The organism is Labrenzia sp. PHM005, assembly GCF_006517275.1.
GTDB lineage: Bacteria > Pseudomonadota > Alphaproteobacteria > Rhizobiales > Stappiaceae > Roseibium.
The window spans coordinates 4,367,453-4,387,435 of record NZ_CP041191.1 but is presented as its reverse complement, the minus strand read 5'-3'; the positions used below and the strand labels follow the sequence as shown (position 1 = coordinate 4,387,435).

Annotated in this window: 20 protein-coding genes; 9 read left to right on the top strand and 11 right to left on the bottom strand. The window is 55.9% G+C overall.

Features of this window, described 5'->3' with window-relative positions; genetic code table 11:
• The first annotated feature begins 170 nt into the window (after positions 1-170).
• Positions 171-1,190, top strand: a complete 1,020-nt coding sequence (dusA, locus tag FJ695_RS19830) for a tRNA dihydrouridine(20/20a) synthase DusA (RefSeq protein ID WP_141187050.1) — start codon at positions 171-173, stop codon at positions 1,188-1,190.
• Between the two features lie 147 nt (positions 1,191-1,337).
• Here the strand turns inward: dusA and FJ695_RS19825 are convergent, their stop codons facing one another.
• From FJ695_RS19825 to FJ695_RS19810, 4 genes are read right to left on the bottom strand one after another with little or no spacing between them, the layout of a single operon-like run.
• Positions 1,338-2,051: a TIGR02281 family clan AA aspartic protease gene (locus FJ695_RS19825; protein WP_141187049.1), complete on the bottom strand. Its 714-nt coding sequence runs from the start codon at positions 2,049-2,051 to the stop codon at positions 1,338-1,340.
• Positions 2,048-2,233, bottom strand: a complete 186-nt coding sequence (locus FJ695_RS19820) for a DUF1289 domain-containing protein (RefSeq protein ID WP_247653687.1) — start codon at positions 2,231-2,233, stop codon at positions 2,048-2,050. Before FJ695_RS19820 ends, FJ695_RS19825 begins: the two co-directional genes overlap by 4 nt.
• Before the next feature lie 58 nt (positions 2,234-2,291).
• Positions 2,292-3,479, bottom strand: a complete 1,188-nt coding sequence (locus FJ695_RS19815; RefSeq protein WP_141187047.1) for an alpha/beta hydrolase — start codon at positions 3,477-3,479, stop codon at positions 2,292-2,294.
• Between the two features lie 41 nt (positions 3,480-3,520).
• Positions 3,521-4,348 carry an adenosylcobinamide-GDP ribazoletransferase gene (locus FJ695_RS19810; RefSeq protein WP_209010740.1) on the bottom strand — a complete coding sequence of 276 codons (828 nt, stop codon included), beginning with the start codon at positions 4,346-4,348 and terminating at the stop codon, positions 3,521-3,523.
• Between the two features lie 156 nt (positions 4,349-4,504).
• Here FJ695_RS19810 and cobT point away from each other — a divergent pair, with 156 nt between their 5' ends.
• The gene (gene cobT / locus FJ695_RS19805; protein ID WP_141187045.1) at positions 4,505-5,530 is read left to right on the top strand and encodes a nicotinate-nucleotide--dimethylbenzimidazole phosphoribosyltransferase; all 1,026 of its coding nucleotides are present in this window, start codon (positions 4,505-4,507) and stop codon (positions 5,528-5,530) included.
• 23 nt (positions 5,531-5,553) lie between these two features.
• Here the strand turns inward: cobT and FJ695_RS19800 are convergent, their stop codons facing one another.
• On the bottom strand, positions 5,554-7,104 hold the full coding sequence (locus FJ695_RS19800) for a HAMP domain-containing sensor histidine kinase (protein ID WP_141187044.1): 1,551 nt from the start codon (positions 7,102-7,104) through the stop codon (positions 5,554-5,556).
• A gap of 217 nt (positions 7,105-7,321) precedes the next feature.
• Between FJ695_RS19800 and FJ695_RS19795 the strand changes: the two genes are divergently transcribed.
• Positions 7,322-7,906 carry a uracil-DNA glycosylase family protein gene (locus FJ695_RS19795; RefSeq protein ID WP_371708794.1) on the top strand — a complete coding sequence of 195 codons (585 nt, stop codon included), beginning with the start codon at positions 7,322-7,324 and terminating at the stop codon, positions 7,904-7,906.
• A gap of 293 nt (positions 7,907-8,199) precedes the next feature.
• On the opposite strand, the gene FJ695_RS19790 is transcribed toward FJ695_RS19795, so the two are convergent.
• A complete protein-coding gene (locus FJ695_RS19790; protein ID WP_141187043.1) occupies positions 8,200-9,156 on the bottom strand; it encodes a sulfurtransferase in 957 nt (318 codons plus the stop codon).
• Positions 9,157-9,397: 241 nt separating this feature from the next.
• On the opposite strand from FJ695_RS19790, the gene FJ695_RS19785 reads away from it, so the two are divergent.
• Complete coding sequence (locus FJ695_RS19785) at positions 9,398-9,889, top strand: Lrp/AsnC family transcriptional regulator (RefSeq protein WP_209011180.1); 492 nt, start codon at positions 9,398-9,400, stop codon at positions 9,887-9,889.
• A gap of 170 nt (positions 9,890-10,059) precedes the next feature.
• On the opposite strand, the gene FJ695_RS19780 is transcribed toward FJ695_RS19785, so the two are convergent.
• Positions 10,060-10,701: a TetR/AcrR family transcriptional regulator gene (locus FJ695_RS19780; RefSeq protein WP_141187041.1), complete on the bottom strand. Its 642-nt coding sequence runs from the start codon at positions 10,699-10,701 to the stop codon at positions 10,060-10,062.
• Between the two features lie 162 nt (positions 10,702-10,863).
• Between FJ695_RS19780 and FJ695_RS19775 the strand changes: the two genes are divergently transcribed.
• From FJ695_RS19775 to FJ695_RS19760, 4 genes are all read left to right on the top strand, one after another.
• Positions 10,864-12,900 (top strand): NADH:flavin oxidoreductase, encoded by a 2,037-nt coding sequence (locus FJ695_RS19775; protein ID WP_141187040.1) that lies wholly within the window; start codon positions 10,864-10,866, stop codon positions 12,898-12,900.
• A 144-nt stretch (positions 12,901-13,044) separates the two neighbouring features.
• On the top strand, positions 13,045-14,280 hold the full coding sequence (locus FJ695_RS19770) for an aromatic ring-hydroxylating dioxygenase subunit alpha (RefSeq protein WP_141187039.1): 1,236 nt from the start codon (positions 13,045-13,047) through the stop codon (positions 14,278-14,280).
• A 3-nt stretch (positions 14,281-14,283) separates the two neighbouring features.
• Positions 14,284-15,363, top strand: a complete 1,080-nt coding sequence (locus FJ695_RS19765) for a hybrid-cluster NAD(P)-dependent oxidoreductase (RefSeq protein WP_141187038.1) — start codon at positions 14,284-14,286, stop codon at positions 15,361-15,363.
• A 96-nt stretch (positions 15,364-15,459) separates the two neighbouring features.
• Positions 15,460-15,960 (top strand): DUF302 domain-containing protein, encoded by a 501-nt coding sequence (locus tag FJ695_RS19760; RefSeq protein WP_209010738.1) that lies wholly within the window; start codon positions 15,460-15,462, stop codon positions 15,958-15,960.
• 12 nt (positions 15,961-15,972) lie between these two features.
• On the opposite strand, the gene FJ695_RS19755 is transcribed toward FJ695_RS19760, so the two are convergent.
• The 3 genes from FJ695_RS19755 to FJ695_RS28065 all read right to left on the bottom strand — a co-directional run bounded on the left by FJ695_RS19755 (position 15,973) and on the right by FJ695_RS28065 (position 17,832).
• Complete coding sequence (locus tag FJ695_RS19755; RefSeq protein ID WP_141187037.1) at positions 15,973-16,686, bottom strand: DNA alkylation repair protein; 714 nt, start codon at positions 16,684-16,686, stop codon at positions 15,973-15,975.
• Positions 16,687-16,692: 6 nt separating this feature from the next.
• Positions 16,693-17,574: an NAD(P)-dependent oxidoreductase gene (locus tag FJ695_RS19750; protein WP_141187036.1), complete on the bottom strand. Its 882-nt coding sequence runs from the start codon at positions 17,572-17,574 to the stop codon at positions 16,693-16,695.
• A 105-nt stretch (positions 17,575-17,679) separates the two neighbouring features.
• The gene (locus FJ695_RS28065; RefSeq protein WP_168206432.1) at positions 17,680-17,832 is read right to left on the bottom strand and encodes a hypothetical protein; all 153 of its coding nucleotides are present in this window, start codon (positions 17,830-17,832) and stop codon (positions 17,680-17,682) included.
• Positions 17,833-17,932: 100 nt separating this feature from the next.
• Here FJ695_RS28065 and FJ695_RS19745 point away from each other — a divergent pair, with 100 nt between their 5' ends.
• On the top strand, positions 17,933-18,826 hold the full coding sequence (locus tag FJ695_RS19745) for a LysR substrate-binding domain-containing protein (RefSeq protein WP_141187035.1): 894 nt from the start codon (positions 17,933-17,935) through the stop codon (positions 18,824-18,826).
• Here FJ695_RS19745 and FJ695_RS19740 read toward each other — a convergent pair.
• Complete coding sequence (locus FJ695_RS19740; protein ID WP_141187034.1) at positions 18,823-19,980, bottom strand: PLP-dependent aspartate aminotransferase family protein; 1,158 nt, start codon at positions 19,978-19,980, stop codon at positions 18,823-18,825. The genes FJ695_RS19745 and FJ695_RS19740 overlap by 4 nt on opposite strands.
• Positions 19,981-19,983: the final 3 nt, after the last annotated feature.

Below are 19,983 nucleotides of genomic sequence, written 5' to 3'. Positions count from 1 at the left end.
TGAGACTTGGGAGAGGCAAGTACGATGATCCGGATTGTGTCCTCCGATCTTGCTTTCGTCTGTCCGCCATTAAGTTCCACCGGGAAGGATAACGGGCGGGAGGTTCACACATTGGACTTGCAAAAAATCCGGGTTTTGCGTCTTTGGGTGCCAAATGATATGGAGGCGCCATGACAACCAATGACCGCCTTTACACCAGCCATCAGCCTCGCTTCGCCGTGGCGCCGATGATGGAGTGGACAGATCGCCATTGCCGGGCTTTTCACCGGCAGCTGTCAAAACATGCGCTGCTCTATACCGAAATGGTCACCACGGGTGCGGTGATCCATGGCGACCGGCAGCACATCATCGGCTTTTCAGATCTGGAACACCCGATTGCCTGTCAGCTTGGTGGGTCTGACCCCAAAGCCATGGCGGAGGCGGCCAAAATCGTGGCAGGTTTTGGTTATGACGAGGTCAATATCAACGTTGGCTGTCCGTCCGACCGGGTACAATCCGGGCGTTTTGGCGCCTGCCTGATGGAGGAACCGCAACTGGTTGCCGAGTGCGTTGCCGCCATGAAAGACGCCGTTGATATCCCGGTGACTGTCAAATGCCGGATCGGTGTCGATGATCAGGACCCAGAACCGGCCCTTGATGCTATGGCCGATGCAACCTTTTCAGCCGGTTCCGACGCGCTCTGGGTGCATGCCCGCAAAGCCTGGCTTAAAGGACTGAGCCCGAAAGAAAACCGGGATATTCCCCCCCTCGACTATGATCGTGTGATCCGCTTGAAACAGCGGTTGCCGAAGAAATTCATTGGGCTGAATGGTGGGCTCGAAACACTTGACCAGGCACAGCCGTATCTGGAAACGCTCGACGGCTTGATGTTCGGTAGGGCAGCCTATCACACGCCGCAGATCTTGGGCGAAGTTGACCGGCGGCTCTATGGGGCTGAAACCGATGACGTTTCGCCGTGGGAGGCTGTGCGCGGTCATATGGCCTATCTGGACGATCAGCTGTCTAAGGGCGTGAAACTCGCCCATATGACCCGGCACATGCTGGGTTTGTTCCATGGCCGCCCTGGTGCGCGCTCCTGGCGCCGTATTCTGACAGTTGAAGCCATCAAACCTGGCGCAGGGCTCGAAGTTGTCGAGCGGGCTTTGGCAGCCGTTAGTCCCGCCAATTTCGATGCGGATGCAGCAGAATAGCCTTCAGCCGATTGTGCCCTCCCGGACTTGATCCGGGACCAACTTTTGTGACCTTGATCCGTAAGTTGATTGTTATCGGGTAAGATCCCGGATCTTCGCGGTGCGTCGTCCGGGAACGCGCAACTTTCGTCAGCCGGGCTGTAGATCCTAAGGCGTCATGACCAGGCGGTCGCCTTCGATCCGCCAGCTTCTCAAGCGGTCAAGCGCGGTCATGCCGAGCAGGCTTGAATCCAAAGATCCGTCACGGGCGACAAAACCCCGGATGTTGCGCAAGGTGTGATCGCCAATCCTGAGCGTGTCTATACGAACAGGGGCCACCAAGGTCCGGCCGTTGGCGGTTGAAACGGGCACGGAGAAAGACAGGTCCCGTTCCTTGATCCCAGCCCTTTGAGCGTCCCGGTAGGTCAGCACAACGGCACTGGCCCCGGTATCGAGCAGAAACCGGGTCCGGCTGCCATTGGTTGCACCATCAACAACAAAATGGCCGCCGGCATCGCGGACAATCAAGATCGTTCCGTCTGGTTGAGTGACGGCCATGCCGGGAGCCAGGGCGCCGAGAACCCTATATCCGGCTTGCACAAGATCATGTTTGTAGGTGTAGCCGAGCACGAGAATGAGACCGAGGCCGCCCCAAAAGAGCGTGCCTTGAAGGATGTCGCGCACCTTTGGCTGACCGAAGATGAAGCTTGCCAAAAACACAAAAGCGAGGGCGGAGAGGGCGACAACACGGGGGCCGGTGTCATCAAAATTGAGGTTTTCCGGATCGGTTGGGTCGCCGAAAATGTAGTAAAACAGAGCAGCAGCTATGACCGTGATCAGGACAACGAGCACAAACCCGCGGATCTGACTGCGGCCATTCATCGGCCTGTCCCGGTATTTACGGCAAGCTTCGACCGGCGGGTGTCGAGTTCGTCCAAAACGGACTGCCGTTTGATATCTGAGAACCCGCTCCAGCCGGCAATTTCGTCCAGCGTACGAAAGCAGCCGATGCAGAGCTGGCTGGCGTGATCAATCTGGCAGGTTTTGATGCAGGGTGACTTCATGAGTGCGATATGGCGTTGAATTGCGGTCTTGCCAAGCTTTGTTAAAGATAATTAGGGATCAGAGGCCTGCGGGCTGGCCTGAGAAAGGGGCGGCGATGATCTTTATCGGCAATGTTACAGCCGATTGCGCCGTGTTTCCGACAAGGCTTCCCAGATTGTCACCAAGAGTCGTGGTGCCATTGATACTTGATCCATCGGCAAGACCGCTTGAGAGCAGCGCCTTCTGGAGTTCGGTTGAATACTGAGCAAGAGCTGCAAATTTACTGTGATTGGAGGTTTCGGCAGTTTCTAGTTCGGTGACGTTGAAGACGATCGCGCCGAGTTCAGCAAGTTCTTCATCGTTAGAGTAGGCGCCGAGCCGTTCAATTCCGCCGGCTATCGCGCGGGAGGCCCGCAACGCGCTGTCGTCTTGAGAGACAACAACAATGTACGGTTTTGGCGGTCGGCCGAGCCTTCGTAAGGTTGCCTTGAACAGGTCGATATCAATATCCGGCGCTGCCATGACAACACTGTCGAGTTTGCGGTTTAGTGTCTTATGGCTGGCCCGAGACATCTGGCGTCCGGTTTCCATCAAGAGATAGTTGCCCATGGAGTGAGCAAGGATTGAAATTTTTTCTGCGTTGCTGCGGGCGAGCAGCATAAGTGTTTTTTCTAGACCGTCGCGGGCGATTGCTGCGCTGTTTAAGTCATAAACATAGTTTTGCAGTTTGCCACGTGAAGCCCAGGTGAAAAAGACCGGAACGGTGGTTGAATTGGCGTCGTGCACGATCTGGACATAACGGTAAAGCCCTTCAGCAAAATGTGTATTGTAGCCATGGATGAACAGCATAATTTCGCGTTTGCCTTTGGGCAATGATGCCAGTTTCCGGTTGAGATCGGAGACAAATTTCTGTTCGCTATCAATGTAGTCTGCGCGGCGGGTGACAAAGTCGGTTTTTGGGTTTCCAGGAGCTGCTGAAGGCCATTCAACGGCTCCGGGCTTATGTGACGGCGGGACCGATACAACGGCCTCGGCAAAATTCAATGTAATAGAGCGTTCGCCGTTGAATAGAGTGCCGGGCCTCGGGTCGCGTTCTCGGGTTGTGGCAATCAGAATATCGTGCGCTTCAGCGCCTTTGGCTGGCTGCGTATTGGCGGTCAGTGCACCCGTTTCCGGGCGGGACGAGCAGGCCGCCACTGCCCAAAGTAGGATCAGACAGGTCGAAAGGCGCAGCAGCTGGTTAGAAAACGAACTCAATACAGTCATAAAATCCGCCAGACCGAACGTTGAAGGATCAAACAGTGGCTTTATGGCACCATAAGCAAACCGGTCAGGAATCCAAGTCCACTTAACTGTTGAATTGCACCAAGGACATCCCCTGTGGTGCCCTTGATCTTTTTGACGGCCAGTTGTCCCGCTAACAGCGCGACGATTGCCCCTGTGATCAGGCCGAGCGCCAAACCTGTCAGCGATATGCAAAAAACTGCCGGGAGGATCAGGACCGTAGTAACGAGCAGCGCTTGGTGGAGTGCGTCTCTATCCGGTTTCCCGAACCGGGCGGCAAGTCCATCGGGCCGGGCAAGCGGGTGGCGGCTCCATTGCCAGACCAGCAGAAAGCGGCTGACGGCTTCGCCCGTTACAACCAGTAAAACAGCATCGGCAACAGAAAAACGGTCAAGCAGCGCCGCGATTAATGCGACCCGCAGAAGGATAGCAAAGACCAGCGCAACGGTGCCAAAGGCCCCGATCCGGCTGTCTTTCATGATGTCGAGACGTTTTTCGACAGTAGCTCCACCGAAAAAGCCATCTGCAACATCGCTCAAACCATCTTCGTGAAGGGCTCCGGTGACGATGGTGAGGACAGCAGCCACTGCGACTGCAATGACCAAAGCCGGCAGGTCCGTCATGCCAAGTAGTAGGCCCGCACCGGCTGCGGGCAGTGCGACAAATGCGCCAGCCAAAGGAGCGGCCCGGGAGATGCGGGTAAAATCGGGCGGTGCCGCCGGAGTGTCAACTGTATTGACCGCAGGCAGCTGCAATCGGGAGAAGAATCGCACACATGTGGCCATATCCGCGAAGAGCGCGCTCATCCAGGGGATGAAGACCTTCGATTGATCCCAAGAAAACTCCATCATTGATTTAGATGAAGTTTCAGTATTTTGGTCGTTTTCAGGCCGCATAGTGACCGGTCCAGAACTTGAGTTTTGCCAAGACCGGGTTATAGAACAGCAACCGAATGAGACCAAGGGGCAGGTGAAAATTCCCGCTCCTCAACCAGAACCGTGAACACCATGTCCATGTCCGAAACCGCGCTGCCGTTCGATGATATCCGCAACCTTGTAAAGTCCATGCCGGGACCCGACGAAGAAGCGTTGCAAAAGGTCAAGGCGCGGGATGCGGAATTGACAAAGCCGGCTGGGTCTCTAGGGCGTCTGGAAGAAATCGCCGAATGGCTGGCCGCCTGGTCTGGCAAAGCCCCTCCAAAAGTCAGTCGGCCGATGGTTGCGATTTTTGCAACAGCCCACGGCGTTGCGGATGAAGGTGTTTCGGCGTTCCCAAGCGCGGTCAACCGGCAGATGGTCGAAAACTTTGCAGCAGGTGGCGCAGCCATCAATCAGATCTGCCGGGTCAACGACATTGGCCTGAAGGTTTTCGATCTCGCCGTCGATATGCCGACACCGAGCATCACTAAGGAAGATGCACTCGATGAAGCCAACTGTGCGGCAACCATGGCTTATGGCATGGAAGCTCTGGCTGGCGGCATAGATCTGATCTGTCTTGGCGAAATGGGCATCGGCAACACAACCGTGGCAGCCGCCGTCATGAACGGCCTGTTTGGCGGCACCGCGGCTGATTGGGTCGGCCGGGGTACGGGTGTTGACGACAGCGGTCTTGCGCGCAAACGCGAGGCAGTTGACCAAACCGTTGCCCGTTTGAAGGGCGAAAAGGATCCGCTGGAAGTGCTGCGTAGGGCTGGTGGGCGCGAAATTGCCGCCATGACCGGCCTGATCATTGCAGCGCGGCTGCAGCGGGTTCCGGTGATCGTGGATGGTTTTGTTGCAACAGCGGCAGCGGCCGTCGTTTATGCGCTCGATCCGGAGGGGCTTGATCATTGCCTCTTTGCGCATGTCTCCGCAGAGCAGGCGCACGCCAAAGCGCTGACCCACATGGGCAAAGAAGCCCTGTTTGATTTCGGAATGCGCCTTGGTGAAGGATCTGGCGCCGCACTCGCAGCCGGGATCGTCAAGACGGCCGCTGAAGTCCATTCAGGCATGGCGACCTTTGCCGATGCCGGTGTGTCTGAAAAGTCAGATTAGAAATCTGCAGAATTACCTGGAAGTTAGGCTGAGCGAGCGCTGTCGAGGTCGAACGTGCCGCTTTCCGTATCTGCCCAGACAACGTCTGGCGAGTAATTCATTATCCGGGCGCGCGGCAAGGTCATGATGGCCTCTGTGCCAACACCAAGCTCTGATTTGATGACAAATTTGCCGTCGTGCATATGCACCAGTGCCTGGACAATGGATAGGCCGAGGCCGGTGCCCGGCTCAGCGCTTTTGATGGCGTGAGAGCCTTGGCCGAAGGCCTCCAGCACTATCGGAATTTCGTCTTCGGGAATGCCAGGACCGGTATCAGTGATGGACACATACTGGCCGTCATCGCTGGTCCGCCCGACCTTGATGCGCACTTCTCCGCCGACAGGGGTGAATTTGACCGCATTGGACATCAGGTTCAGCACCACTTGGCGCAGGGCTCGCTCGTCAGCCCAAACCCGCGGCATATCCGGCTCATGCGTGTGATGCAGGATGATGTCCTTGGCGTTGGCGCGAACCTTCATCATGGTTCCGCATTCTTCCACGACGTCATCAAGGTACAGCGCTTCTTCTTGCAGTTCGTGACGGCCAGCCTCGATACGCGATAGGTCCAGGATTTCGTTGATCAGATTGAGCAGATGCTGCCCCGAGCCGTGAATGTCCTCTGAATAACTCTTGTAGGTGTCGTTCTTCATTTCTCCCAGAACTTCATCCTTCATGATTTCGGAAAATCCGAGGATGGCGTTGAGGGGGGTGCGCAGCTCGTGGCTCATGGTGGCCAGGAATCGGGATTTGGCCAGATTGGCCGCTTCCGCGCGGCGCCGGGCTTCATCCGACATGGCGTTTGCGGTTTCAAGTTCCGCGATCAGATGATCTTTTTCCGCCCGGTATTCCAGCATGGTGTTGGCGTTTTTCAGGAGCTGATTGCCCAAAATAAAGAAGAACCCTTGAGCGCCAATTGCCATCGCCGCCAACGTATAATGGATTGGGTCGATTTGCTGCAGGAATGTCGCCGTAACCACCAAGGTCATTGGCAATGTGCTGACCAAAAGGCACCGGGGCAGGGTTGCCGATTGCATCGTGTTCATGGCCACGACGATCAGCAGCGTTGCGAAATGAAAAATCACAAAGCCGTCGCCGGCATTTTCCGATTGCGGCAACAGGAAAAACGATGCCCAGGAACAGCCATAAAACAGATCGCCTAGAGTGAACCGCCGCCGCCAATAAATCCGGGCTTTTTGATCTGAAGGTGCACGCTCATAGGTGTGGCTGGTGACCACCATAAACAGATGGGTACACAGCGTGAGGACCAACCAGGCACCGAGGAAAAACGGATTGAGCCAGATCACAGAAATCGCAGTGACGATCAGTACAAGCAGGGGCACCGCAAATGCGGCGTTGATCCGGGTGTCGGCAAAAAGATGCTGGCGTTCCAGTTCAAACGTTGAATGCTGACGGTCAGGAGCGCCAAGCCGGCTGCGGGGTGTGCCGATCGACCGCGCCATCTCCCGGCGGCGTTGCGCGCGCTCGCGGTCGATTGCCTGGCTTTCGTCGTCTTTGAGTGACGCGGCGGTGTCCATTTAGCCTGCCCAAGGTGTTCAATTGGTTATTTCTATTATGCTTGTTTCTTCAATCTGACTCACCATTCCTTAAGATCATGCCTAGAATTGTGGTAAGCAAAGAGTTAACCGGATTGATCAAATTAAAGCATTGATTGGTATGTGGAAAATGGAATGCATCGCAACGCTGTCTAATGACATTCGGGCTTGCCGGATCTGTGTGGAGACGCCGGACAAAATGCCTCTGCCACATCAGCCGAGACCGGTGCTGCAGACATCGTCAAAAGCGCGAATATGTATTTGCGGTCAGGCACCCGGAACTCGTGTCCATAAAAGCGGAAAGCCATTTACTGATCCGTCTGGAGACCGGTTACGCACCTGGATGGGGATTGGGGAAGACGTATTTTATGACCCGGACAAACTTGCGATCGTTCCGATGGGGTTCTGTTTTCCGGGGCTGGATACCAAGGGCGGAGACCTGCCGCCGCGGCGCGAGTGCCGCAAGGCCTGGCACGACCGGGTGTTTGCAGCCATGCCGCAGATCGAATTGATCTTGGTGATCGGCCAATACGCGCAAGCCTATCACTTAGGTAACGCTCGAAAGGGATCGCTGACGAACACAGTGGCGGCTTGGCAAAGCTATTTCGAAAACAGCGGAACTGCTGCCAAACCACGCGTTATTCCCTTGCCGCACCCGTCTTGGCGCAACAATGCCTGGCTTCGGAAAAATCCGTGGTTCGAAACAGACTTGCTGCCGGTCCTGCAAAAAGAGATCGCCCGGCTTTTGGGCCGGGCGCAAGGCGTGGGACCCGCCCACGTGTGAGCGTGTTCCCCAGGGGAGTATTCCTAGGCCGTGTGGACGAATTGGCGACGCCTTTCGTGAAACAAAGGGCGAAAGATGACGTGGAAAGACCTGCAGAGCGCATCGGTTGATACGGTCAAGGGGGCGTCCGCGTCAGGTTGTTGCTCTTTTTTCACCCTAAGGGCTGGGCCTGCTGCGCCCAATCCTCTGTGCAAATCCGCCTTGATGATGCACCAGCATCACCTGCGGCAGATTTTCTTGATCCCAAACGCAGCAAATCCCAGCGAAAGACATCTCCAATTCGTCCAAACGGCCTAGTTTGTTGCCGTCTTTGCAGAAATCATCGGAAGGTCGCTTTGGCGGCTCCAGCCAACCATGCTGTCGTCATAAACCGCGACATTTTCATAGCCGAGTAGTTCCGTCAGCACGAACCAGTTGGTGGCCGCCCAATGGCCGGTGTTGCAGTAAGCAATGACCGGGTCCGACGAGGAAGCGGCAACTTCGACCGCGAGAGTTTTCAACTGATCCAATGGCTTTAGCGTGTTTGCGGCTCCGTCGTAAAACTGGGCCTGATCGAAATGCGTAGCGCCCGGAAGATGACCGAACCGTGTCGCATCGTCATGTTTTTCAAGACCGTTAAATTGAGTTTGCGGGCGGCTGTCGAGCAGCAGCGCATTCCCACCGACCAGGGATGCAACCTCATCCGTAGAAACAAGCAGTTCCGGCCGTGGTTCGGCGACAAACATATCGCCTTCGGGAACAATCTCGCCTGTTTCAACGGCATGTCCGGCCGCGAGCCATGCCGCATGGCCACCATTCAGGATTGTGACCTTGTCGTGTCCGAGATATTTGAAGGTCCAGTAGATACGGGCTGCTGCACCAAAATCGAGATCGGACGTGCCGGCTGGCACCAAGATAACGGTCCGGTCTTCATGGACACCGAGTTCGGACAGGGAGGCTTCAAGTTTTTCAATGGACGGCAAAACACCAGTCACGTCGCCGCGGGATGTCCGCCAGTAGCCTGGGTATTCACTCCACACTGCGCCTGGAATGTGGCCCTTGAGATAATCATCTTTGCCCGATTTGGCGAGCGGGGATCGAATGTCCAGAACAAGGAGGTCTTCGTCTTCCAAATTGTCATGAAGCCAACCGGTATTGACCAAAGGCGCAGCGTCCAGAGCGCGTGCCGCACCTGTCAGGCCTGTCAACTGGATCAGGGCGGCCAGAACAACGACTGCGAGCGTCTTGAGGCTGAGGGACAGGCCGGACATTTTCATCTCCAATCCGAGCAGGGTTTCGGAAATTTTTTCTATTCTTTGCCTGAGATCGCACCGTGGTTGGTCTCTATCAAGGGAAAATGACTTGAAAATTGGAAGAAAAATCTCAATTTCTCTTGCATTTCCGCCGCGTAGGACGATATTGCGGAAACTGGTCCCAACGGGCAAAACGAATCCTGGCTGCTAAGGCGGCTAACAGGCATCTCAACGCGAAGATTTTCCAGGTAATCAGATGATTGACCGTATCGACCGCCGTATCCTTTCCATTCTGCAGGAAGACTGCACAGTGCCGGTTGCCGAAATCGGCCGGCGTGTTGGCCTGTCGACAACACCGTGCTGGCGGCGCATTCAAAAGATGGAAGAAGACGGTGTGATCACCGGCCGGGTGGCGCTGCTTGACCCTGCAAAGGTCAATGCGAAAGTGACAGCCTTTGTTGCCATAACCACTAGCCAGCACTCCGAAGATTGGCTGAAGAAATTCGCCGATGTCATCCAGGAGTTTCCGGAAGTCGTTGAGTTCTACCGGATGGCGGGTCAAGTGGATTACCTGTTGCGCGTCGCTGTTCCAGACATTGAAGCCTATGACTCGTTCTACAAGCGCCTGATCGCCAAGATCGATATTTCAGATGTCTCGACCACATTTGCGATGGAGCAGATCAAAAACACCACAGCTCTGCCTCTTGCCTATGTCGCAGCGGAAAAACCGAAGGCCAATAAAGACGTCTAGAGTATTTTTGAACAATACAGAGTCACTTGATGGATCAAATCCGTTGAACTGAGGTGCGCCCGGCTTGTGGCCATCCGGGCCGCGGCACCGGCCGCGCCTTGTCAACAGACCCGAAAAGCGGATCAAGCGGCTCCGTAGTGTTCAAAAATACTCAAAGTTCCCAAAACGCGTCATTCCGGGATAGGATGCCGGGCGCGGAAGCGGGCGAATTCTGCGTCTGAGACCGGCTGGCCGGTGAAGATTTCGGCATAGAACGGCATGCGTGCCAATCGAGGCTCAAGCGGCTCAAACGGGCCATCTTTTTTCATCGAGATATAGCCGATCTGGGTTTGGTAGACCGTATTGGCGCGTACGTTGGCAAAAGCTTGTTCATGTCCAAAGCGGGTGAACATCGCTTCCAGGGCCTCGACCCTGATCTGATCGGCCTCATCCAGCAATCGCGCCAGCTTCGGATCGGTGTGCGCCCAATTGCGAACGGCAAATTCCAGGCGGGAGTCGAACTGGTCGGGAAGCAGCCAGAGATCAAAAATGTTCAACACCGCTTCTGTGACCGTCTCGGCGTAGTCTTCTGTCCGCTTGACTAAGTTGCCCGTGTTTTTGGTCTGCCACAGGGTGATCAGTGCATCCAGTAGATCCTGCCTACTTGAAAAATGGCCATAGAAGCTGGTCCGGGACAAGCCAAGCCGGTCAGCCAGCGGCATGACCTTTACAGAGTCTATTCCGCTTTCAATGAGGGCTTCATAAGCAGCTTGTACCCAGACATCGCGCGATCCGCGCCATCCGGATGTTTTGTCGATCAAAGAGCTCTTCATTCTTGTCCGGTAGCAGCGCAGGTCCCTGGAAACAAGCAAAATTGACACATGTGTTTTCAAAAGCGACATGAATGTCGTTTTTGCGGCTTTTCAAGTCCGGTGGATCGCTCTTACTCTGAAATCTCCGTTCATGAGGTGAGGAAAAGGCATTGAGGGAGAGGCATGTCTAAGGATCCGTTGCTGCAGCCGTATCAGCTGAAACATTTGACATTGAAAAACCGGATCATGATCACGTCACATGAGCCAGCCTATCCCGAAGACGGCATGCCGAAAGACCGCTACCGGGCGTATCACGAGACGCGCGCCAAGGCAGGTGTGGCCTTGACCATGACTGCCGGGTCGGCGGCGGTGTCGCGCAATTCGCCTCCAGTGTTCAACAATATCCTTGCTTATAAGGACGAGGTGGTGCCGTGGATTAAACGGCTCACAGATGCCTGTCATGACCACGGCTGCGCCGTGATGATCCAGCTGACGCATCTGGGCCGGAGAACGCACTGGAACAAGGGTGATTGGCTGCCGGCCGTCTCTTCATGCCATGAGCGCGAAGCTGCACACCGGGCGTTTCCAAAACAGGTTGAAGACTGGGACATTGCACGGATTGTTCAGGACTATGCCGACGCCGCAGAACGCATGAAAGCGGGCGGCATGGATGGCATTGAACTCCAGGCCTACGGCCACTTAATGGATCAGTTCTGGTCTCCGGTCACCAACACGCTTGAAGGTCCTTATGGTGGATCGCTGGAAAACCGCATGCGGTTTTCCACGGAAGTGATCGACGCGGTACGGGCGCGGGTTGGTGAGGACTTCATTCTCGGTATCCGGTTCACGGCCGACGAGGATTTGGAGGGCGGGATCACCGAAGATGAGGGGCTGGAAATCTCCCGGCGCTTGAAGGCAACAGGAAATATCGATTTTCTCAATGTGATCCGTGGCCATATCGACACCGACCCCGGATTGACGGATGTCATCCCTGTGCAAGGCATGCGCAATGCGCCGCACTTAGACTTTGCCGGTCGGATCAAACAGGAAATCGGTCTGCCGACATTTCACGCAGCGAAAATACCGGATGTGGCCACGGCCCGCCATGCGATTGCAGAGGGGCTGCTCGACATGGTCGGGATGACACGTGCCCATATGGCTGATCCGCAATTGGTCCGCAAAATCGCCGAAAAACGGGAAGAGGACATTCGGCCCTGCGTTGGGGCAACCTACTGCCTGGACCGGATTTATCAGGCCGGTGATGCGCTGTGCATCCACAATGCGGCAACGGGTCGTGAATTGACCATGCCGCATGACATTCCAGAAGCTGCTGAGAAAAAGAAGATTGTGGTTGTCGGGGCAGGGCCGGCGGGCATGGAAGCTGCCCGGGTGGCGGGCGTGCGGGGGCACGATGTCACGGTGTTTGAAGCTGCTCCCGACCCGGGTGGACAGATCCGCTTAACTGCCCAGTCGGAACGGCGGCGGGAGATGATCTCCATTATTGATTGGCGCATGGAACAATGCGCAAAAAAGGGAGTGAAGTTTCACTTCAATAAATTTGCAGAAGTTGATGATATTGAAAATGAAAGTCCGGACGTTGTTGTTATCGCAACGGGCGGGATGCCGCATACGGAGGTGTTAAGCGAGGGCAACGACCTGGTTGTCTCCGCTTGGGACATCATTGCCGGGGATGTCAAGCCGGGCAAGCGTGTCCTGGTCTATGACGATGCCGGGGACCATCCGGCGTTGCAGGCAGCCGAGTTAATTGCGAACACTGGCGCGCATGTTGAAATCATGACCCCCGACCGGTCGTTTGCGCCGGACGTCATGGCCATGAACCTGGTGCCCTATATGAGGGCGCTGCAAGACAAAGACGTTCGCTTTACCGTGACGTATCGTCTGAAGGCGGTCCGGAAGGCCGGTAATATGCTGTCGGCAGTTATTGGCACGGACTATTCCGCCTTCACTGAAGAGCGGGACTTCGATCAGATCGTCGTCAATCACGGCACGGTACCGATGGATGAGCTCTATTTCGACCTGAAGCCGAAATCCAAAAACCTTGGCAGCGTCAATCAGGAGGCGCTCATCTTCGGCCGCCCGCAGCCTATGGACGCGAATCCCGGCGGGGCCTTTGCGCTCTACCGGATTGGTGATGCGGTCTCTGCCCGTAACACACATGCGGCAATCTATGACGCTTTGAGGATAGTGAAGGATATCTAGAAAAGCGGCAGGGCTGACCGAATTTGCGGCACGTCTTTTGTGAATAAGCCGATGCCGGTTTTGAGCTATGGCCATGCGGCAAGGCACGGCAATTTTCTGCCAAATCAATGGCCGTTAGACTCGGCTCACAAAGGATGACGCAGTATGCGCAGCGATGCAGAGATTCTTTCGCTACTCATGTCCCGCCGCCCCGGATACTCCTTGCCGCAGGCGTTCTACACTGATGAGGATGTTTTTCAGGCAGACATGAAAAACATCTGGCACAAAGAGTGGGTTTTCGCGCTTCCCGCTGCAGAGCTGCCCAAGACCGGCAACTATGTGACCCTGGAGATTGGCGCCTATTCGATCATTATCGTGCGCGGTGCAGACGGCCAGATCCGGAGCTTCCACAACTCCTGCCGCCACCGCGGTAGCCGGATTTGCTCGGCATCCAAGGGCAGCTCTCCAAAGCTGGTCTGCCCCTATCATCAATGGACCTATGAGCTGGATGGCAAACTGCTCTGGGCCCGCGAAATGGGGGAAGATTTCAAGCCGGAGAACCACGGTTTGAAGCCGGTTCACTGCGCCGATATCTCCGGGATGGTGTTTATTTGTTTAGCTGATGTTGCGCCGGATATTTCGGACCTTAAGGCACAAGCGGCGCGCTATCTTGGCCCGCATGATCTTTCCAACCTGAAAGTTGCCCATCAGTCGACCATCACTGAGAAAGGCAACTGGAAACTGGTCCTGGAGAACAACCGCGAGTGCTATCACTGCTCCGGTTCGCACCCCTCGCTTTGCCGGACGTTTTCCGATGATCCGCATATCGTTGGCGGCACGGATGCTGCGGGATCCAATATTGGTAAGGAGCATATCGCGCGCTGCGAGAACGGCGGGCTGCCGTCCAAGTATTTTATCAACGACAGCGAACAATGGCGCTTTGTGCGCATCCCGTTCCTTGGCGATGCGGTCAGCTACACCATGGATGGCAAGGCCGCTGTGTCCCGCCGTGTCGGATCAGTTCCGTTCGACAATGCCGGATCCTGCCTGTTCTTCCACTATCCGAACACCTGGAACCATTTCCTGTCTGACAGCGTTCTGACGTTCAGCGTGTTGCCGGTGGGGCCGCAGGAAACCCGGGTCAGCACCACTTGGCTGGTCCATAAGGATGCCGAAGAAGGTGTCGACTATGATTTGAAGCGGTTGACGGAAGTCTGGCAGCATACCAACGATGAAGATCGTCAGATTGTTGAAGAAAATCAAATCGGTATCAACTCGCCGGCCTATGAGCCCGGACCCTATTCGCCCGTGCAGGAGAGCGGCGTGATCCAGTTCATCGACTGGTACACACGGACAATGGAAGCCGGTCTGATTGGCCGTTTCCGCGTAGCAGCGGAGTAAGTCATGGCCATGATTCCAATGCCGGACAAGGACACGCCTGTCTGGAGTGACAGCGAGCCTTTGGAATGCGTGAACGTTCTGCCGGAAGCGCCGAATGTGAAAACCTTCACGTTCCGCCCGCCGTCGGGCAAGCGCTTCGTCTATAAGGCTGGCCAGTTCATCACGCTTGATCTGCCAGTGCCGGGCGGCAATGTGCAGCGGACTTACACGATCTCATCGTCTCCGGCGACACAAGCCTATCTGTCGGTCACGGTAAAGGCGCAGGAAGGCAGTGTCGGGACACGCTGGATGCTGGATCACCTGGAGCAGGGGATGCAGATCAAGGCGTTTGGACCGGCTGGATTGTTCCATTTGCCCACGAGCCCTGACGGTAAATACCTATTTATCTCCGCAGGCTCCGGTGTCACACCTATGATGTCCATGGCGGCCACATTGTTTGAGCGCGGGGAAGAGCCGGACATTTGCTTTATTCAGTGCGCAAACCGTCCGGCGGATCTCATCTTCCGCAAACGGCTGGAATACATGGCGTGCCGCACCAACGGACTGCAGCTTCATTTTGTCGTTAATCAGAACGATCCTTATGAAGTGTGGACAGGCTACAGGGGGCATTTCAACCAGCTGATGCTGGGTCTCATGTGCAACGATTATCTGGACCGGGATGTTTATTGCTGCGGGCCGGAGGGGTTCATGGAATCGGTGCGCGAGATCTTGAACGCGCTCGGCTACGACATGGATCGCTATCATCAGGAGAGTTTCCAGGCGCCAGCGGAAACCAAAGAGGAACTGACGGAGTTCGACGACGTTGTGCCGCAGGAAGACACCCAGGCACAGATCGTTTTCACAAACTCCAATGTTTCGGCCTGGTGTTCGGAAACCGATACGGTGCTGGCCGTTGCAAAGGATGCGGGCCTGAACATCCCGTCCGGATGTACCTTTGGCGTTTGCGGAACCTGTAAGGTCAAGAAGGTCGCAGGGGACGTTCACATGGTCCACTCTGGCGGTATCAGCGATGAGGATGTGGACAACGGCTACATCCTGGCTTGTTGTTCCAACCCGATCGGCACGCTGGAGGTCGAGGTCTGAGGCGGTCGGTGAGAAAACATTCAAAAATTGAGATGTGTCAATGGCGGTGACCGCCATTGTGCTCTAACCTCCCGAAACAAGTTACGGGAGGACATCGTGATAGAATTTTGGAAATCGATTACCGTGGCCGCAGTATTTGCAGCGGTCACCCCAATTGTGTCAGCCAGTGCAGCGGAAAAAGGATCTGTACCCGAAGGCGTGACTGCCTACACAGTCCAGGCGGACTTTGAGGATGTGCGGTTCGGCCTTGAAAACGCGATCGTCAATCGCGGTCTGGTGATCGATTACACGTCGCACATCGGCGAGATGCTGGAGCGGACATCTGCAGATGTCGGCGGAACAAAGAAAATCTTTTCCAATGCCCAGGCCATGCTTTTTTGCTCGGCGGACCTCTCCCGCAAGGCTATGGAAGCCAATCCGGCGAACATCGCCTATTGCCCGTACACGCTTTTTGTTTATGACACACCGGATGCCGAGGGCAGTGTCACGGTCGGGTTCCGCCGGTTGAGCGAAATCGGGTCAGAAGCTTCAAAAGCTGCGATCGGCGAAGTCAACACGCTTCTGGACTCCATCGCGCAGGAAGCTGTGTCTGAATAGGCAAACTTGAGGTTAGGGCGCGTCGGGAAGGCCGAGGCGCCCGCGGACCTTTGCTGAGTCCAACTCGCGAAAGGCTTCGCGTCCAACGCGTTGACTGGGCTTATCTGGCGCGGACACAAGGTCGTTGGCCAACTGCAACGCGGGTCCATGCAGGCTGGCGGAGCGTTTGCCGATTTGCCGGAGCGCCCAATGAACCGCTTTCCAGACGAAATTGCGCGGGTCGGTTGCCCCTGATTTGATCAGCGGAAAATAACCCAGAAACTCGGTATCCGGTGACGTTTTGGCGTGGACGGCGCGCCAAGCAATCAGGGCAAAGGCCGCCCTGCGCAAAAACTCGCCTTCTTCTTCAGCCAGCGGGCCGACCATCGCCTCAGAACCAGCGCGTTTGGCCAGGATATTGGTCAACTGGTCACACAAGTCCCAGGATTGAATATCGGCCAGCCAGGCCCAGGCTTGAGTGTCTGTGAGCGCCTTGGGTGGGATCGTCAGGATCGCAAGCAGGCGGGCTTCGTGATAACCGCTCGCCCATAACTCCAATGCGCGGTCCTCAGACCGGCCAATCTGGCGCGCAAAGGGCCGCAGCACAGCCATCGGAACGCCAAACGCATTGGATGCATCGATCCCAAACCGCGCCAGTCCGGCGCGGTTTTCTTCTGAGCCACGCTCCTTCAATGCCTCCAGAATTGCCACGAGTGGCCAATCATCAGCTGAAGGTTTGCGGCTCATTGTGTTTTAGCCCTTGTCAGCGTTCCGCAGGCGAGCGATCAGGCTGGATGTATCCCAGCGATTGCCGCCCATTGCTTGAACTTCCGCATAAAACTGATCGACCAGTGCGGTGACGGGCAGGCGGGCGCCGGTGTCATTGGCTGTTTTCAGGCAAATACCCAGATCCTTGCGCATCCAGTCAACGGCAAATCCATAGTCAAACTTACCGTCGCGCATAGTCTCCCAGCGGTTTTCCATCTGCCAGGACTGGGCCGCGCCGCCGCGGATAGCTGAAATAACGGCTTCGACATCGAGGTCGGCTTTTTCGGCAAAGTGGATGGCCTCCGATAGACCCTGTACCAGGCCGGCGATGCAGATCTGGTTGCACATCTTGGTCAATTGACCAGCGCCGCTGCCGCCCATCAGGCCGACAAACTTGGAAAAACACTCAATCACCGGCTTGGCTTTGTCGAAGACATCCTGATCACCGCCGCACATGACGGTCAGAACGCCGTTTTCGGCTCCTGCTTGACCGCCTGACACCGGCGCATCAATGAAGCCGCAGCCCTTTTCCTTGGCGGCTGAATAGAGTTCCCGGGCAACTTCCGCAGACGCTGTTGTGTTATCGACAACAATCGCGCCTTCTTTCAAGCCGTGAAACGCGCCGTCTGGTCCAGTGGTCACGGACCGCAGGTCATCGTCGTTGCCGACACAGGCAAAAACAAAATCACAGCCTTCAGCGGCTTCTTGCGGGGTCTTGGCAAAGCTGCCGCCATATTCAGCAGCCCATTTCTCGGCCTTGGCCGTGGTGCGATTGTAGACGGTTACGTCGTGTCCGCCTTTGGTCTTCAGGTATCCTGCCATCGGATATCCCATAACCCCAAGACCGATAAATGCCACCTTTGCCATACTAAGGCTCCCCTGCAGACGAAGGCCCGGCTGCGGCCGGGCCTTTGGTATCAACGAACTGCATCAGGTTCTACGGCATTCTATTGCGCTTGTCAGGCCTGTTCCTTAGCGCTTCTGGGTCCGCTTGGCCCAAAAAAACGGTGCGAAGGATTTGCGTTCGGTCATTTTTTCTAAAGCCGCATGTGTGTGCGGGTCGGGGCGGGTGTTTGACGAAAAACGGCTGGCTTCCATAAAGCTCTGTGCATATATATTCAACATGATCTTACATCCTCATGCTTGGTTGTGTGAGAATAATGTGCTTGTTTCTGCCTCTAAATGCGAGTCAGGAAGAATTTTGTAATGTAAGGAAAAATTACATATGGACTGGCGCGCCATCCCGTCACTCAACAGCCTACGGGCATTTGCGGCCGTTGCCGAAACGAGAAGTCTGTCCGCAGCGGGGCGCGATTTGAATGTGACTCATGCCGCGATCAGCCAGCAGGTGAGAGCACTGGAAAAACACCTTGGCGTGCAGCTTACAAATCGGGCCGGGCGGGGCGTTGAGCTGACAGAAGAAGGTGCGCAACTCTACGAAGGTTTGCGCAAGGGGTTCGATGCGATTGGGGAAGCCATCGAAGCGATCAGCCGGAAAGCTTCAGCCCGTCCGCTGAACATCACCATGACACCTTCCTTTGCTGTCAGTTGGCTGATGCCGCGGATCAATGATTTCCGGCACAAACACCCGGATATCGAATTGATGTTAAATCCCAGCGCTGAAGTTGTGGAATTGTCGCCCGGAGGGACGGATCTTGCTGTCCGGTTTGGCCGCGGAACTTGGCCCGGCCTTGAGTCAGAACCGTTTTTGAAAACGAATTTCGTAGTGGTCGGCGCCAAATGTCTCATTGGTGACCGCAAAATCGAGAATCCTGAAGACATCCTGGACTACCCTTGGCTTCAGGAATACGGGACCAATGAATTGGCGCACTGGTTGGAACGGCAAGGTGTGGTTCCGCAGGCAAAGCTCAATGTCACTCATTTGCCTGGCTACATGGTTTTAGAAGGACTGCGCCGGGGAGACGGCATTTCTGCGACAGCCAAGGCTTTTATCGAACCGGACATTGAAGCGGGCAATTTGCAGGTTTTGTTTGAGGACCGGTTCCATTCCGGCGCGGGTTACCACCTCGTCACCCGGCCCGGCGTTCAACGCGCGGCGCTAAAGGCGTTTGTTTCCTGGATGCGGTCTTTGCGGCCTGAACAGTCCGATGGCACTTAAATTCTTGCGAGAGCTTGATCAAAATCCGCGATCAGATCAGCGATATGCTCAATGCCAAGGGATAGGCGCAGCAGATTTTCCGGAATGCCTGAGGTTTCGCCTTCAATAGACCGCCGGTGTTCAATCAGGCTCTCCGTGCCGCCCAAAGACGTGGCGCGCTGGAACAGCTTGAGCGCACCCGTGACTTTCAAGGCTTCATCTTTGCCGCCCTGTGTTTGTACGGACATCAGCGACCCGTACCCACCGGTCATCTGATTTCTTGCAGTCGCATAGTCTTTGTGGCTAGGAAGGCCGGGATAAAGAACTTTTTCGATTTTGGGATGGGCCTCCAAATGTTCGGCAAGCGCCATCGCATTGGCATTCATGCGTTCCACGCGCAGGCTTAGAGTTCTGAGGCCACGCAGCAGCAGCCAGGCCTCAAATGACCCCATGACGGCGCCGGCCATCCTGCGTTCAGTACAGATGAAGTCCCAGGCGTCTGAGGACGAATCTTTGGTGGTGACGACACCGCCTAGAAGATCCGAATGCCCGTTAAGAGCCTTGGTGGCGGCATGCATCACCAGATCCGCACCCAGTGTGAGCGGCTTCATGATCAATGGCGTTGCGGCTGTTGCATCCACGGCAAGCAAGGCGCCTGCGGATTTGCACAGGTCGGAGACTTTGCCGATGTCGGCAACCTTCAAGTAGGGATTGCTCGGGACTTCCAGCCAGACCAAGTCCGGTTTGGTGATCGCAAGTTCGTCCCGGAAAGTGTCGATGTCGCTGGCATCGCATTCGACCAAGGCAATGTCATTGCGGGCGCAATGTTGGCGCAAGAACAGTGTTGTGCCCCAGTAAATGCCTGATTGGGCCATCAAGGTGCCGCCGGGTTTGATTATCCGGGCGACGGCGGCAATCGCTGCCATGCCGGACGAAAACAGGCGGCTGTCTGCACCGTTTTCCAATGTGGCCAGGAGCGATTCAGTTTTCCGGAAGAGGTCGTTGTCATCACGGCTGTAAAGATGATCGCCGCTGACCAGCGCATAGTCTTCATCGCGGACAAACGTAGTCGCCACAGGGATCGGTGGCACGACCGCTCCGGTCGCCTGGTCAAATCCACCGCCGCCATGGGCAAGCAGCGTGTCAGCATGAAATGGTGGTTTGTGTGCGGACATGGA

Coding starts and splice junctions, on each gene's coding strand:
- FJ695_RS19775 (WP_141187040.1), top strand. CDS start 10,864: ATGTCTAAGGATCCGTTGCTGCAGCCGTATCAGCTGAAACATTTGACA.
- FJ695_RS19795 (WP_371708794.1), top strand. CDS start 7,322: ATGCCTCTGCCACATCAGCCGAGACCGGTGCTGCAGACATCGTCAAAA.
- FJ695_RS19800 (WP_141187044.1), bottom strand. CDS start 7,104: ATGGACACCGCCGCGTCACTCAAAGACGACGAAAGCCAGGCAATCGAC.
- FJ695_RS19790 (WP_141187043.1), bottom strand. CDS start 9,156: ATGTCCGGCCTGTCCCTCAGCCTCAAGACGCTCGCAGTCGTTGTTCTG.
- dusA (WP_141187050.1), top strand. CDS start 171: ATGACAACCAATGACCGCCTTTACACCAGCCATCAGCCTCGCTTCGCC.
- FJ695_RS19820 (WP_247653687.1), bottom strand. CDS start 2,233: ATGAAGTCACCCTGCATCAAAACCTGCCAGATTGATCACGCCAGCCAG.
- FJ695_RS19765 (WP_141187038.1), top strand. CDS start 14,284: ATGGCCATGATTCCAATGCCGGACAAGGACACGCCTGTCTGGAGTGAC.
- cobT (WP_141187045.1), top strand. CDS start 4,505: ATGTCCATGTCCGAAACCGCGCTGCCGTTCGATGATATCCGCAACCTT.
- FJ695_RS19825 (WP_141187049.1), bottom strand. CDS start 2,051: ATGAATGGCCGCAGTCAGATCCGCGGGTTTGTGCTCGTTGTCCTGATC.
- FJ695_RS19745 (WP_141187035.1), top strand. CDS start 17,933: ATGGACTGGCGCGCCATCCCGTCACTCAACAGCCTACGGGCATTTGCG.
- FJ695_RS19780 (WP_141187041.1), bottom strand. CDS start 10,701: ATGAAGAGCTCTTTGATCGACAAAACATCCGGATGGCGCGGATCGCGC.
- FJ695_RS19750 (WP_141187036.1), bottom strand. CDS start 17,574: ATGGCAAAGGTGGCATTTATCGGTCTTGGGGTTATGGGATATCCGATG.
- FJ695_RS19740 (WP_141187034.1), bottom strand. CDS start 19,980: ATGTCCGCACACAAACCACCATTTCATGCTGACACGCTGCTTGCCCAT.
- FJ695_RS19815 (WP_141187047.1), bottom strand. CDS start 3,479: ATGACTGTATTGAGTTCGTTTTCTAACCAGCTGCTGCGCCTTTCGACC.
- FJ695_RS28065 (WP_168206432.1), bottom strand. CDS start 17,832: ATGTTGAATATATATGCACAGAGCTTTATGGAAGCCAGCCGTTTTTCG.
- FJ695_RS19770 (WP_141187039.1), top strand. CDS start 13,045: ATGCGCAGCGATGCAGAGATTCTTTCGCTACTCATGTCCCGCCGCCCC.
- FJ695_RS19755 (WP_141187037.1), bottom strand. CDS start 16,686: ATGAGCCGCAAACCTTCAGCTGATGATTGGCCACTCGTGGCAATTCTG.
- FJ695_RS19810 (WP_209010740.1), bottom strand. CDS start 4,348: ATGATGGAGTTTTCTTGGGATCAATCGAAGGTCTTCATCCCCTGGATG.